The organism is Providencia sp. PROV223 (genome assembly GCF_028479245.1).
Taxonomy (GTDB): domain Bacteria; phylum Pseudomonadota; class Gammaproteobacteria; order Enterobacterales; family Enterobacteriaceae; genus Providencia; species Providencia rettgeri.
Window position 1 is genome coordinate 46074 of sequence record NZ_JAMPNG010000023.1, and the last position, 14919, is coordinate 60992.

Annotated in this window: 11 protein-coding genes; all 11 read left to right on the forward strand. The window is 44.4% G+C overall.

Features of this window, described 5'->3' with window-relative positions; translation table 11 throughout:
• The first annotated feature begins 4 nt into the window (after positions 1 to 4).
• The 11 genes from PR767_RS19175 (at position 5) to PR767_RS19225 (ending at position 14862) form a co-directional block, all read left to right on the forward strand.
• The gene (locus PR767_RS19175) at positions 5 to 418 is read left to right on the forward strand and encodes a hypothetical protein (RefSeq protein WP_272520806.1); all 414 of its coding nucleotides are present in this window, start codon (positions 5 to 7) and stop codon (positions 416 to 418) included.
• A gap of 289 nt (positions 419 to 707) precedes the next feature.
• Entirely contained in the window at positions 708 to 2099 is a 1392-nt protein-coding gene (gene traH / locus PR767_RS19180; protein ID WP_272520807.1) for a conjugal transfer pilus assembly protein TraH, read from the forward strand.
• Entirely contained in the window at positions 2099 to 4975 is a 2877-nt protein-coding gene (gene traG / locus PR767_RS19185; protein ID WP_272520808.1) for a conjugal transfer mating-pair stabilization protein TraG, read from the forward strand. Before traH ends, traG begins: the two co-directional genes overlap by 1 nt.
• 12 nt (positions 4976 to 4987) lie before the next feature.
• On the forward strand, positions 4988 to 5389 hold the full coding sequence (locus tag PR767_RS19190) for a hypothetical protein (protein WP_272520809.1): 402 nt from the start codon (positions 4988 to 4990) through the stop codon (positions 5387 to 5389).
• A 47-nt stretch (positions 5390 to 5436) separates the two neighbouring features.
• Complete coding sequence (locus tag PR767_RS19195) at positions 5437 to 5685, forward strand: hypothetical protein (protein WP_272520810.1); 249 nt, start codon at positions 5437 to 5439, stop codon at positions 5683 to 5685.
• Positions 5654 to 6064, forward strand: a complete 411-nt coding sequence (locus PR767_RS19200) for a hypothetical protein (protein ID WP_272520811.1) — start codon at positions 5654 to 5656, stop codon at positions 6062 to 6064. The genes PR767_RS19195 and PR767_RS19200 overlap by 32 nt, the downstream gene beginning before the upstream one ends.
• 95 nt (positions 6065 to 6159) lie before the next feature.
• On the forward strand, positions 6160 to 6366 hold the full coding sequence (locus tag PR767_RS19205; RefSeq protein ID WP_272520812.1) for a TraR/DksA C4-type zinc finger protein: 207 nt from the start codon (positions 6160 to 6162) through the stop codon (positions 6364 to 6366).
• A gap of 58 nt (positions 6367 to 6424) precedes the next feature.
• On the forward strand, positions 6425 to 6817 hold the full coding sequence (locus PR767_RS19210) for a hypothetical protein (RefSeq protein WP_272520813.1): 393 nt from the start codon (positions 6425 to 6427) through the stop codon (positions 6815 to 6817).
• 75 nt (positions 6818 to 6892) lie between these two features.
• Entirely contained in the window at positions 6893 to 9109 is a 2217-nt protein-coding gene (gene traD / locus PR767_RS19215; protein ID WP_272520814.1) for a type IV conjugative transfer system coupling protein TraD, read from the forward strand.
• The gene (gene traI / locus PR767_RS19220) at positions 9109 to 14235 is read left to right on the forward strand and encodes a conjugative transfer relaxase/helicase TraI (RefSeq protein ID WP_272520815.1); all 5127 of its coding nucleotides are present in this window, start codon (positions 9109 to 9111) and stop codon (positions 14233 to 14235) included. The genes traD and traI overlap by 1 nt, the downstream gene beginning before the upstream one ends.
• 15 nt (positions 14236 to 14250) lie before the next feature.
• Positions 14251 to 14862: a PIN domain-containing protein gene (locus tag PR767_RS19225; protein ID WP_272520816.1), complete on the forward strand. Its 612-nt coding sequence runs from the start codon at positions 14251 to 14253 to the stop codon at positions 14860 to 14862.
• The last annotated feature ends 57 nt before the right edge of the window (positions 14863 to 14919 follow it).

Sequence of the window (14919 nt, forward strand, 5' to 3'; positions counted from 1 at the left end):
AAATATGACGCAATCTCATTCAAATACAGTGAATATTCCAGAAATGAAAGCACCACTACAGGAAGAGGTAGCAAAGAAAAATAGAATTAAAACACAAATAGAGGAAGCCACTGCAGACCAAAAAATCATTGCCGAACGCAACTATGACAGTTTTCTCAATTTGATTGGGTATCTCGCGGCGGGAGTTGCGTTATGGATATTGATGCAGTGGCAGTTTATGTTTGTATTTTCTGATAAAGCCGACGTTCCGGATGAACTATTAAGGTTTAAAGATCTTTGGAATGTGGTCATGTATGTTGTTCCGTATTGTTTTTGGGGAATGGCAATCAAACACATGACGATCCTGGTCATCACAATATTGAATCTTTGTTATCTCGAGTTTGGGGTATATCGCCTTAAAAAGAAGTTGGCGAAATGAAAAAGCGAGATTATCACATCATTGACCCGCTGATTGATCTGTTATTGAAAACATTCAACTAATCTAGTTTTGGTTTTCATTCTTCAATCGAATAAAGCCATTTCGTTCGTTATATCCCTTTAATCTCACGTTTAAATTTAATGCCGACACGCAATAGTTTGCGGGTGATGGCACTCAATAAGGTTTACCACAATGAATGATTTAATTAACCCTATTCCTTACCAGAATAGTGCGATAAACCCTGCCTATGTGATGTGTCGGCATGTTGATATTCAATGCGGAGGCTCCAATGCGTAAAGGACTCATTGCTGCCATGTGCTCGGCGTTATTCAGCCACACGGTGGCAGTTGCCAATGTGAATGGCGATATGAATAACTTCTTCAATAAATTGGGTTTTGAAGGGAATGCGACTGAAGCCCGCGCATGGGAAGGGCAAGCCGCAGGCTATGCCACGGGCGGCAACTTATTTATTCGCAATCAAGTTAAACAACTGCAAATCGCTTCATTTACCCCGCCCAATATCAATGCAGGGTGTGGGGGGATTGATGCGTATTTGGGGTCATTCTCTTATATCAACGGTGAGCAGCTTCAGCAGTTTGTGAAACAATTAATGCAAAACTCCACCGGTTATTTCTTTGACTTGGCGTTGCAAACCACGGTGCCCGAACTGAAATCTGCCAAAGATTTCTTACAAGACATGATTTCCGGTATTAACAGTATGAATATCTCTTCCTGCCAAGCTGCGCAAGGTATTGTGGGCGGCTTATGGCCAACTAACACCGTACAGTCGCAAAAAATCTGCCAAGATATTGCAGGGCAAACCAATATGTTTGCAGATTGGGCGGCATCTCGCCAGGGTTGTACTGTCGGGGGAAAAATGAATGATGCGTTTAACCGTGCCCCTGAAAACATGAAAGACCAAATCATTCAAAATAAAAATCTCATGTGGGAAGTGCTTAACAGCAACAAAATGTTGGATGGGGATAACGAGCTCAAAGAGCTGATTATGAACCTCACTGGCACATTAATTTTTGGTAAAGACAATGGCGATGTGACCACGACCGTTCCTAAAGTAAACCGTCAGGAGTTAATTAAAGCATTAATGTACGGCGGCACTATCAGTATCGAAGGGTGTGTATCCGTTAATGGCTGTCTCCAGCTGAAGAAGAAAACCATCACCATCAGTAAAGACAATGGCTTGAATTCTTTAGTCAAAAAAATCATTCAGCAAATTCAAAGCAAATTGAAAGATGACATTGCTTTAACTCTGGGTGAGAAAGGATTTATTCAAAGTACGTCGGTGCCTATTTTGAAGTATTTGGTTGACCCAATGCAGCTCAATATCAATGTGTCCATCTTGCCCGCGCTGTCAGATTACATTGCGTATGACATTTTACTCCAATACCTACTTGAGTTGATTGACCAAGCCAAAATTGCCTTGGGAAACCGTAACTTTCCTGAACAACCGTTGGATGTTTTGCGTAAAAACGTTGCCGAGGCCAGCCGTCAATTGGAAGACTTACAACGTCAAGTTGAAGTGAAAGCCAATGTGTTGATGGAAATGGAGCGGCAGATGAGTTATTTGCGTCAGCAGACGTCCAGTCAATTACAAGAGCGTTACCAGCGTAATTATCATTTCAATATGTTTACCCCAGAACAAAAATCAAATCAGGGAGGGTGATGAAGATGGCGTCTATCGATACGGTGTATGTTTTAGGCGGTGGTGAATACCTAATGCAGGTCTTCAATGGCGTAGCAGCGATTGTGGGCTCTTCATCGTGGGAATCCATGTTCCGCATTGCGTTGCTGATTTCCGCTGCCTCCTTTTTTGTGGTGTATCTGCGAGGGCATGACCCGAAGGAGGTTATTAAGTTTGCCGCTTACATTATTTTGGTTTCCAGTGTGCTCCTTGGGCCTAAGCGTTCTGTGCAAATCATTGACCGAACTGACCCTCTCGGTGTCTATTTAGTCGATAATGTCCCCCTCGGGTTAGCTGCCCCTGCGCATATGATTAGTTCGATTGGTACGAGTTTAACGGAGCTGTATGAGTCGATTTTCCATATGCCAGACTCATTGAGTTACAGTAAAACGGGCATGTTATTTGGGGCAAATTTGGTGGGGAATCTCAGTGATATCATGTCGACGGATGGCGATATTGCTGAATTAATGAGTTTGTACACCAAAAACTGTGTCATCGGGGATATTCTGATTAATCACAAATATTCCTTTCAAGAACTGATGAATACCCGAGACCCCTACCTCCTGGTTTTCCAGAAACCGAGTCCTTTACGCGGAGTCATGGTTCCCGAGGGAAATAAAAAAGCTAAACCCGCGGGGTTTTGGACATGTGAAGACTTAGCTAAACGCGTACTAATGCCCGCGATTGGTGTCGATACGGAAACAGGTGGGGAAACGTGGGTATATACCGTCAAGCGTATCTTTGGTGGTCGTCCTGATGCGAATGTGTTGTTTACCGCCATGCTTGGGGACAGTTACAGTTATTACTACTCAGGCAGTGAAACTGCCAGTCAGTTAATGCGAAGTTCCGTGGTAATGAATGCCCTTAAACAAGGGATTGCTGGATACAGTGCACAAAGTGGTGATACGGCCAGTTTAGTGAATTTAGCCTCCACATCATCGTATAACAAAATGCGGCTTTCATGGGCCACATCAACAACGGTGGCGACCAATTTTACGCCGTTGTTGTATACCATTCTGTTTTCGTTAATTGTGGCGTTATTTCCCATTTTTATCTTGCTGATGACCGTTCATGCGCTGACGACGCGCATGTTATTTAACTACATCATGTCCATTATTTATCTGCAATCCTGGGCACCGATGTTCGCCATACTCAATCATGCAACGAGTTTTTATTTGCGTGGGCAAACCAATGGATTGGATTTCAACCTAGCGAACCAGGCGCATATTCAGCAAATTCACAGTGATATTGGGCTAATTGCGGGTTGGCTAACGTTGTCTATTCCCTTTATTGCCATGGCGATAGTGAAAGGGTTAGGGCCCGCTGTTGCACAAGCGGGGAACTATCTTGGTACGGCCATTAACAGTTCGGCTTCGGCAAGTTCATCACAAGCTGCAGATGGAACGTGGGCGTTTAATAATATGCAAACGGATAATGTAGCGGGCAATAAGTGGGATACCAACTCGAGTTTCCGTGATGGACAAATGTCTCGCCAGCTCGCTAGCGGTGCAACGAACACGGTGACCAGTGGTGGCCAAGAAATCATGGATACCAGTGGTGCAATGTCACGCTTACCTGTTTCCATTAAAGGCAGTGAGGCGATGGTGAGCTCGCTACAGCAAAGTGCGCGGAATGCACAAACAACAGCTGCGCAAGCCATGAGTGCATTCCAAAGTTCGGTCAATGTGGCAACCAATCAATTAGCTCAATTTAGTAAAAACTTCGGCAATAGCGCAACTGTTTCATCCATGACGGACAAGGGGATAAGCAGCAATCAGAGCGAAGGTTACAGAAAAATTCAGAATGCCGTAAATTCAGTTGCTAAAATGGAGAATAGTTCACAAGAAGAGGCTCTATCAAAGCTATTAAGTAACAGTTTTGATAAGTCTAAAACACTCGGTGCGAAAGCTGAGGGTGGTTTTTCTATTGCAGGTATTGGCGGGGGAGGCTATGTTGATGGTAATACAAGGGATACGGATAGCAGGCAAACCAGCACACAAGAGCGAGACGCAAGGCATCAAGATGCACGAAATGAACAGAGTGCACAGGCTACAAGAGATTTTAATGAGGGGATCGAGTTACTCAATAGCAGTAAATTGTCCGACGGGACTAATCGTCACGATAATGAAGCCAGCTCGGAAATCAGTCAGCTCAGTGCAACGCTGAATACAGCTAAAAATCAATATGAGCAGTATTCTCGCAGCACGACGGAGAGCCAAGAGTACAGTGATATGGCCAGCTATGTGACGAATAACAGTGCACAAATTGACAGTAACTTAGACCAAGAGTTTGCCAACTATGTGCGTCAAGCCGTGCCAAGTCGCGCTGATGCTATTTTAAGTAATACGAGTGATTTGTCGATTGCAAGAGAACGTGAAGCGTTGGCAAAAGATTTTATTAATGATCGATTGCTTCCAAATGTTAAAAATGATTACGCTCAAAATCGGGCGAGTGTAGTAGCCATGGATAAAACGGCATCATCTGGAAATATCCCTTCAGGAGAGAGTTTAATGGCTGAATATGATGGCCATGTTCAAAATGTTAATCGGCTCAGTCAAAATGAAGGAATAAAACATGACACTGCTCAAAAAGTCACCGAAAAAGAAAAGGAATATCAAGATGAAATTGGTACAGTTAAAGGAGAAATAAACCAAGGTTCGGTGGGAATTCAACAACGTCATGATGAACTCAAATTAAACCACCAAGAAAAAATACAAGAGCATGAAGTTAAAATGGAGAAAGAAAAGGAAAAACACATGGATGCAGGACTAATTACCGATACTCGACGTGTGGAAAAAACACCTGACTCTAATGGTTTTATGAGTCCAGAAAAGTATTATAAAAAGAATAGTGATTAAATTGGAGGTGAAATGATAAATCTTGGAAGATTAATAATTATTATTCACTGTTTAATACTCTCTATTAGCATTGTGGTTTTTGCTAATCATACAAAAATAGTAATTGCTGATAGCGGAGTATGTTTCTTGATTACTATGCTATTAACATTTATTTCATTAGGGTATACATATAGGTACTATAAATGTTTTAAATTTAAAGGTTTAAGCATTACTAGGTACTTAAATATAATGGCTTTATTGTTTTTGATTGGCTTAGTGGCATGTAGTGTGATTATTAATGAGAGAGAGAACGAGTTGCAAATTATTTTAAATTTGATTTTGGTTTCTAATATATTTTTGTTTTTAGGTTTGTTTTTATTTGGCGTAAATGGAGTGAATGCAATAAACAAAAAATCAGGTTTTATGATAAATTAAGCTTGGTCACTAATTTGAATGGTCAAAGTGTTTTAGAAAATAACTGTGTGAGCGACAAATTTGAAGGGTTAAATTTTAATAATCAATTTTTTGTAGTAAGAGATAGCTTATTTGAAAATATAAATTTTCAGATTGAAAGTTATAGTGGCTATGATTCTTCTAATATTTCAAATAATCAATTGATTCAATATGATATCTCATTTGTTAATCCTGCATCAGGACTTCCAATGATAGATAATATTTTTGATTCACATGGAAATGTATATGGTACATATGATTATGATAAAATGGTTTAACAAAAAAATTATTTATTTATTTTTTTTATTTATAACATTTAACTCTTATTCGAGTAGTTCCTGGACGGTAGGTAATTATACTGAGCTTAAAAAATATGAAAATAACGAAAAAGAATCGTTATTAATTTCAGCATATTTTGATGGTTTATTGGATGGAATTCTCTTTACGGGGGGGGCATTAAAAATTGCTAATAATGAAAAGGAAGTAACCATTCAGAAAATAAAGAATTTTTACTGTCCACCTCCTAATTTTTCATTCAACCGGAATATACTACAAGAGTATGTAAATGAATATTTAAATATAAATAATGTTAATGATGATGAACCCATAGCTGTTGTAGCGTTATTGGCATTAAAAGAAAAATTTCCTTGTAAATAACTAATATTCCTAACGCACTTCGTTTGTTAACGGACTATTCCCCTAAATAATAAATTTTTCAGGAGAATAGTCCCTCTCGTTTCAAGAGGTTTCCAATGGCGGATGAAATTGATGTCTCTCAAGCTGAGAGCGAGTTTTTGCTGTCTTTAAGGCTGAGTCAACGTACACAGTATCACGGACAAAGTGCAAAATTTTGTATCGAGTGCGGTGAGAGTATTCCGCTTGCACGCAGAATAGCCTTAACCGGTGTGCAACATTGTGTTAGTTGTATAGAGCGCCAAGAGTGTTCTCGCCTAAGATAATTACGTTTTTAAATTAACCCTACCTACGTTTTATATCGAATTCTAATTTGAGGTTATCATGAACAAATCAACACTGAATAAAGTGGGGATCGCATTGTTATTATTTTTATTTACCCATACTTCTTTCTCATCAACATTAAAAAATGATGATACATATATCCCCAAATACACTGATTTTATTTTAGAATGCAGTGATTATATTGTCGGTGATAAATATCCCAATAATACAACCGAACAAAATCTACCCATTTATTTAAGTTACCACCAAGTCTCGGAATCAGCTAGTCGCCAAATAGCTGAAGAACTGATTAAATTAAAACGGTTTTTACCGAAATTGAATTTACCCGCTTTTCTGAATGGTCGAGATCGTGAATATGCGATTACATTTTGTGCTGTTGTGACACATGATAAAATCAAAGCGTTAGAAAAATCACTCAGCATTAAAAAATAATTCCTTTCATTTTTCATCTCATATGTAGGGAGTACGTCTCTCTATATTCTCTTTATTTGACAGAGTGATCTTATTATGAGTTCAACCAAGCATATTACGCAGGGTGGACAAGTCTTTAGCTATATGCTCGGCATGTTCATGCAGGTAAATAAACGGATTTCTTTTTGGCTCGTGAATTTTTATTTAATTTTATTACCCTTAATTTTTTATTTAAAAGTCCCTCTACAAGAAATTAAAAATGGCGGTCTGTATTGGTGGCTGTATTTCACGTCTGCGGGCGAGAAAGCCTTATATCGAGTTCCGCCGCTTTATGATGTGCATTTTGATGGCCAACTCTTTCGATTTACGTCGGCCAATATTTTAAAAGATCCCTACATGATGTATGCAGGTGACATCTTTCTGCAAGAACTCTGGCTCTCATTTGTGTGGGCCTCCGTGTTTGTCGGCATTCTCGCCTTTGTTATTTACCGTTTTTTGCACCGTTTAGGTCAGCGTCAAGCCAAAGACGATGTCATTGGTGGCCGTACACTCACGGAAGATATTAAGCTAGTCCGTAATATGCTCCATTCACGCCGTGAAGCCTCTCCGATCACGTTTGATGGGCTCCCATTGAAACTCAACAGTGAAGTTCAAAATATGTTGTTCCATGGCACACCTGGGTCAGGGAAATCGAATGCAATCAATAAGCTGCTTATTCAATTACGTCAGCGGGGCGATATGGTGATTGTGTTCGATAAGGGGTGTTCTCTGGTCAAAAAGCACTACAACGAAAACATCGATAAATTGCTCAATCCATTAGACGAACGTTGTGAAAATTGGGATTTGTGGCGGGAATGTCTCACGACACCCGATTTTGACAGCATGGCGAATACGCTTATTCCCCAAAGTACGTCGGAAGATCCCTTTTGGACAGGATCGGCGCGCACCATCTTTACGGCTGTAGCCAATAAACTCAGTTCTGACCCGAAACGCAGTTATAACAAGTTGTTGCGGACGCTTTTAGCGATTGATTTAAAAACATTGCGAACTTATGTCGCAGGTACTGAAGCCAGTAACTTGATGGAAGAGAAAGTGGAAAAAACGGCCATTTCAATCCGAGGGGTTCTGACTAACTATGTTAAATCTTTGCGATATCTTCAAGGTATAGAACGTAATGGTAAGGAACCTTTTTCCATACGTGAGTGGATGAAAACCGTTAATGAGCCTAAACAGCGACATGGTTGGCTCTGGGTAACAAGTAATGCTCGCCAGCATGAATCCTTAAAACCGTTAATTTCCATGTGGTTAGCCCAAGCCGCTAACTGTTTATTAGAGATGGGGGAAAATCCCGAGCGACGTATTTGGTTTGTTTACGATGAAATGGCTCAGTTACATCAACTGCCCGAGTTACCGTTAGTGGTATCAGAAGGCCGAAAATTTGGTGGGTGTTTTGCGCTTGGTTTTCAAAATAAACCTCAATTAGATGTCATTTATGGTCGTGATAAAGCTGATGGTTTGATGGATTTGCTTAATACGCGCTTATTCTTTCGGTCACCCGATGAAAGTGTCGCTAAGTGGGTACGTGACCAACTCGGGCAAGAGCGGATCAAACGCTTCAGTGAGCAATACAGTTACGGTAAAGAGACGGTACGTGACGGGGTTTCGTTTAATAAGCAGCAAGAAGACAGTGACTTAGTTAACTACTCCGATGTGCAATCGTTACCAGATTTAACGTGTTATATCACGTTACCGGGTCAATATCCTGTTGTGAAACATGCGATGCGCTATGAAAAAATCAAACCTGTTGCGGCCGAATTCACCGCTCGTGCGATTAATGACAGCTTAGACCAAGAGATTGAAGCTGAAATTAACGAGCGATTAAAAATGGGTACACTCCCTGACGGCGTCAATCAGGTCATTGATAGCTTGATAAGCGGTCAGCCGATTGAAACGCCTGTTGAGACCACACAAAACAACACCATTACAGACGTTGCTCAACCTCAGTCTATCGTTGAACTCACACCGAAGTCAGTCACACAAAACTCCACTCCGATAACTTCGGAAACCGCAGCATCTGGCAATCCACCGGAATCCCAAGGCGGGCAAGAGGTCATCATTGATAACGTCAAGGTGAATACAGAAACAGGTGAAGTTTTGGGACCAGTTATTGAACCAGAGGAAAACTCCCAAGACCTGTATGACAGCTATACACGCATGCGGCAAGAAGAAAAGGAAATTTTAGGCCATTCCGATATTTCACATTCGAAACAGACTAACCGTAATGATACTCATGATGAACCGGAGATGTGGTGATGCTGACTGTTGCACCTATCGCGAATAATGCGGCAAATTATTATACCCATGAAGATAATTATTATTTCCTCGGTAACCTTGAAGCGCGCTGGATGGGTGAAGGCGCTAAATCGCTCGGATTAGAAGGCGAAGTCACGAAAGACCAACTGGGGGAGATCCTGGAGGGGCGTTTACCCAATGGTCAAAGTCTTGAGCGCATGGAAAACGGTAAAAACGTCCACCGTGAAGGGCAAGACTTAACGTTTTCGGCACCGAAAAGTGTTTCTGTATTAGGACTCGTGCTGGGTGATAAGCGCATGATTGACGCGCACAATCATGCCGTCGAGGTCGCCCTGAAAGAGGTGGAGAGCCTCGCGTCAACGCGGGTGATGGTTGACGGCAAAACCTCGCTGGAAATGACCCAAAATTTGGTTATTGCCGCATTTAACCATGATACGTCTCGCGAGCACGACCCCTTAGTTCATACGCATGCCCTTGTGATGAACATGACCGAACACAATGGCGAGTGGCGTACCTTATCCAGTGATACACAACAAAAAAGTGGCTTCAGCGAAGCCGTTTATGCATTACAAGTATCACTTGGCCAAATCTACCGCCATGCTCTACGTGAGCGAGTCGAAAGCTTTGGCATGCAAACCCATGAAACGGGAAAAAATGGGTTATGGGAAATCGTAGGGGTGCCTGTTGTGCCTTTTTCTCAGCGGCATTACCAAATCATGGATGCGGTGGGGCATGAAGCCTCACTCAAATCCCGTGATGTCGCGGCCCTCGATACCCGTCAGGCCAAAACAACCCCTGAAAAAAGTGAGTTATTAACCGACTGGTTTGACCGCTTGGATAAAAATGGCTTTGGTTCTGAAGCGCGTAAAACGTTTTACGCTGAAGCCGAGCAACGCCTTGCCAAAGGGGAAGCAGGTTCGACGTCACGGGAGATCCAACCCGATATTACACGTGCCGTCACCGATGCGATCGCGTTACTCAGTGATAAGCAGCTTAGTATGACTTACAGCCAAGTGTTGGCTAAATCGTTAGGTGGTCTAGAAGCCCGCGCGGGCATGATAGCCCAGGTACGTGAAGCGATTGATGTCGCGATTGAACAGCGTCAACTTATCCCACTGGATGAAAAAAAAGGGCTGTTTACCTCGTCCATTCATTTGATGGACGAGCTGAAGTTACAACAAATCGCCACCGACATGAAGCAACATAACCGCACGGTCAGTTTTCAAGCGCGGACAGAAACCCTTACTCCCATGATGGAAAAAGTGGCGGATACGTTACCCAATATTGCGATTGTTGCCAGTCAAGGGCTAGGTAAAGCGCAACGAGACGGGGTATTAGACAGTGTCACGATGGGGCAATCACAAGGGCGTGACGTGGCAGTGATGACCCTTGATACAACCAGTCGTCAAGCCTTTGCCAATGATAAGCGTTTTGCATATGTGCCGAAAATGACCCTGGGTGATGGTCAATCGCTTAAACCCAACAGTACTTTGGTGGTTGCCAATGCCGAAAAACTGTCATTGAAATCGGCCTTATCTCTACTGGAAAGCGCCCAATCTGCCAATGTGCAGGTGCTCATGATGGACAGTGGCGGCCGCAAAGGCACGGGGAACGTGTTGGCCACCTTACAAGATGCGGGGGTGCCTCGTTTTCAAGGCGAGGCTTCAGCTGTCTTAACGGTGAAAACGGCACACATTCCCGATAAAAATCATCGTTATGCGGCACTGGCGGCGGATTATGCACAGCTGCACAGCGACATGAAACCCGTGGTTGCGCAGGTCAGTGGCGTTCGGGAGCAAAAAATTGTCACCGACACCATTCGCCAAACGCTCACCGATCGCGGCATGCTCAGTGAAAAAACGGTGACGGTGACCCAGCTCAAACCCGTGTGGCTCGACAGCCATTCGCGCAAGCAAATCGACAGTTACCGTGAAGGTATGGTAATGGAGCGTTGGAATGCGGACAAGAAAGAGGTTGAACGCTACACCATTGACCGTGTGACGCCGGAAACCCGGTCGGTCACTTTACTTGATAGCCAAGGGCAAAAGCAGGTGATGAAACCGCAGCAATTTGATGGCCAATGGAGTGCGTATCAGCGCCAAACGATGGACATCAAGCAAGGTGAGCAATTAACGATATTGGCGAAGCAAAATAAGCTCTCTGCACGTGACGCTGTCACGGTAACTGGGTTTATGCCAAATGCGATTATGGTTAATTTCAACGGCAAAACGCATCGGATTGATGTACGGGACGGCGTCAAAGCTGATTACAGCTATGTTACCGCCCCAGGGCAACAGGCTAACGATACGGGCACGGTGTTATTGGCCGCGTCTGCGCGTGATACACAGCCTACCTTACTCAATACGGCTGCACGCAGTGGTGAACATATTACCGTGTATACGCCACTGGATAAGATGGAAACTGAGCGTCGTTTATCGCGTTCGCCTGTCTATCAGCAAGCACGGCAGTTAGCGGGGGTTGAGGGAATGGACGCCAAAGCGATTGAGCAAGCCGCCGATAATGCGGCGCACGCGTTATGGTCTAAACCCGAAAAAGCCCTGCAACAAGGCATGGCGTTAGCACAAGAGAGTCAGGTTTTTTTCTCGCGCCTCGATGCGATTGCCAAAGCGTTACCATTACACAACTCGCTCGACAGTCAATCGCTGGGGAAAGCCTTTGACCGCTTAGTCGCCCAAAAAGCCATCATCCCTGTAACCAGTGGTAAAGGTGCCGCCCAGCAACATTACGTGACGGCCAGTACTTGGGAGATGGAAAAGCAAATCCTGACCACCATTTTAGCAGGCAAAGGAACACAAACCCCACTGATGGGATCTGTCCCTGATACCGTACTGGAAGGGCTAACGGAGGGGCAAAAGGCCGCCACAACATTGATTTTAACCACTCGCGACCAGTTTGTCGGCATACAAGGCTATGCAGGGGTGGGGAAAACCACCCAGCTGAAGGCTGTTCTCAAGGCCCTGGACACACTCCCTGAGACGCAGCGACCGGAAGTGATAGGTCTTGCGCCCACACACCGAGCTGTCGGCGAAATGGCGGCAGTGGGGGTGAAATCGCAAACCTTGCATGCCTTTTTGATGGATGCGAACCAACGCCAACAGCAAGGGGAGGTACTGGATTTTAAAAACACCCTCTTTTTAGTCGACGAAGGGTCGATGGTCGGTAACAAAATTATGACTGAGGTGTTAGACGTGATTGGGCGAGGTGGCGGGCGAGCGCCAATTTCAGGGGATAGGGCGCAGTTATTGTCGGTGGACAGTGGTGACCCATTTTCCCTCGCGCAAGACCGTTCAGCGCTGACGACTGCGGTTGTGAACGAAATTGTACGGCAAAGACCCGAGCTTCGTCCTGCCATTGAAGCCATCATAGCCGGTAATATTCAAACTGCTATGGCCACGATGAATCGCGTGACACCGGATGTGGTTCCCCGTCGCGCGGGAGCGGAACACCCCGAACAGTCGGTGATAAATTCAGGCGACAAGGTCATCACACATATTCTCGATGACTATCGCGGGCGAACGGCTGAAGCCCAAAAAGAGACACTGATTGTGGTGCAGACCAACCGTGATAAAGATGAACTTAATCGCGGTATTCATCAAATTTTAGTCGAGCAAGGACAATTACAAGGGGGAAAAGACGTCCCGATATTGGTGCGTGAGAGTACGCGAACTGAATCCTTGCTATCAACAGCGGGAATGGCGGCACATGTGGGTAAAATTGCCCTCATACAAGAGCAGTACTATCGGATTGAAGTGACCCGAGAGGGCGTCAGTGATGGAGTTGTGACCCTGGTTGATGAACAAGGCAAAGGGCATTTACTTTCGGCCTTTGAAAGTAGCTTGCGAGATATTGGTATTTACCGCCAAGAATCCCGTCATATCGATGCAGGGGAAAAAATCAACTTCACTCGCACAGACAAAGAGCGCGGACGCGTGATGAACAGCGATTGGACCGTCAGTGAAGTCAATGAGCACGGGCAAATCACTCTTACTAAGGGCGACGAGTCACGCGTACTTAACCCAAATAGCGAATTGACTGACCAACATCTGGATTACGGTTATGCGGGCACTGCACACAAAGCGCAAGGAGCAAGTAGTTTGTATGTGATTGTCCTCGGGGGTGTCGAATCAGGACGACGCATGCTGGCCACCTTGCGGGATGCGTATGTGGCTTTATCCCGTACTAAAGCGCATGTTCAAACCTACAGTGATGACTTGGATAAATGGACAAAAGCCATTGAGAACCCAGGGAACCGGCAGACGGCGCACGACGTGTTGCTAGCTGAACAAGACCGTGCCGCCAAAGTGGGTAATCAATTGTTTGACCATGCGAAACCGCTTAATGATACGGCGATTGGTCGCGCGTTAAGCCGCCAAATGGGGTTGGGGGAGTCACACGAAGGAAAGTTTGTTTACCCGTCCACCAAGCACCCCGAAGCGCATGTGGCGTGGCCCGCTTTTGATGAACATGGCAAGTCCCAAGGCACGATGCTACAAGCGATTGAACTTGAGGGCGATAAATTGCAGGGGCTTCGCGCTGAAGGGCGTTTACTGGGGAGTGAACAGGCACAATTTATTGTTGTGAAACCGAGTCAAAACGGACAAACCGTGATTGTGAACAGTCTAGCGTCCGCCTTTGAGACGATGGCACAGCAACCTGAACAAGGTGTGGTGGTGCAACTCAATCCCGATGAACGTTTACACACGGCCATGATTGAAAAAATTACGCAAGGGGAAGTGGATAACGCCTATGCGAACCCAAATGCCACGCAAACCGATAAAGCGGGCAGTGACCCGAAATCCCTGCAAACCCCAGAGGAGCAGGCGATTGATAAAGCCTTAAAAGAGGCTGAAGCTGCCCTGCGTCAGCAAGCGAGCAGCGAGTCTAAAGTGCCAGAACTGAACGAAGACGAACTGCGGCAGGTGATGGCGCAAGAGCGTGACAGTTTGCTGAAAGGGGAACATGACTTAATGGAGGCTAAAGAACGAGTCATTGAAAAGGCCGTTCAGTTTGAGCGTGAGCATCAGCAACAACAACGGGACGTTTTGCGCCAACAAGAGCGTGAAATGGTGATGGAAAAATCCCGAGACCGTGAATTTGGTGATTAAGGATGTCGATTATCTATGGAAAAACCAGTTACATCAGACAAAATCCAATGGGCGTTTATTGATTTAGAGAATGTCCCACATTTAGAGTCGATAGCGTTTGAGCAGTACCAGCAAGTCTTTATTTTTGCAGGCCCCAAGCAAGCTAATCTCAAATTACCCGTACAAACAACCACGCGCTATATCCTCAACATCATTAAAGTGAGCCAAGTTAGTCAGAATAATGTGGACTTTCACCTTGCCTGGTCTTTAGGTCAAGCACATGAGCAAGCGGATAAAACGTGTCACTTTACCGTATTTACTAACGATAAAGGGCTGATGCCCTTAGTGAATACGGTAAAACAACTCGGGCGATCTTGTACGCTGCAAGGGGTCATTCAAACCAAGCAAAAAGTGGCACTTTCGCTCGAGGAAACCAAAAAGGTACTTAAAACGCCCTTTTTCCAACGTAACAACGGTTTTCCGAAGCAACTTACGGGGTTACGTCGCAGTTTAATCCATATATTGGGCGCGGCACAGGCACACACTGTTGAGGCGCATATTGCGAACTTGGTGACACTGAAGGTGATTTCCCACAATGGGAATGCACTGGCTTGGTATCTTGCTGGACTTGCTAAACACCGCAAATAACCATGCTTAACCACATTGATTGTTGGCGATTTCCGCCAGTTCTATTTAGTTTTCTCT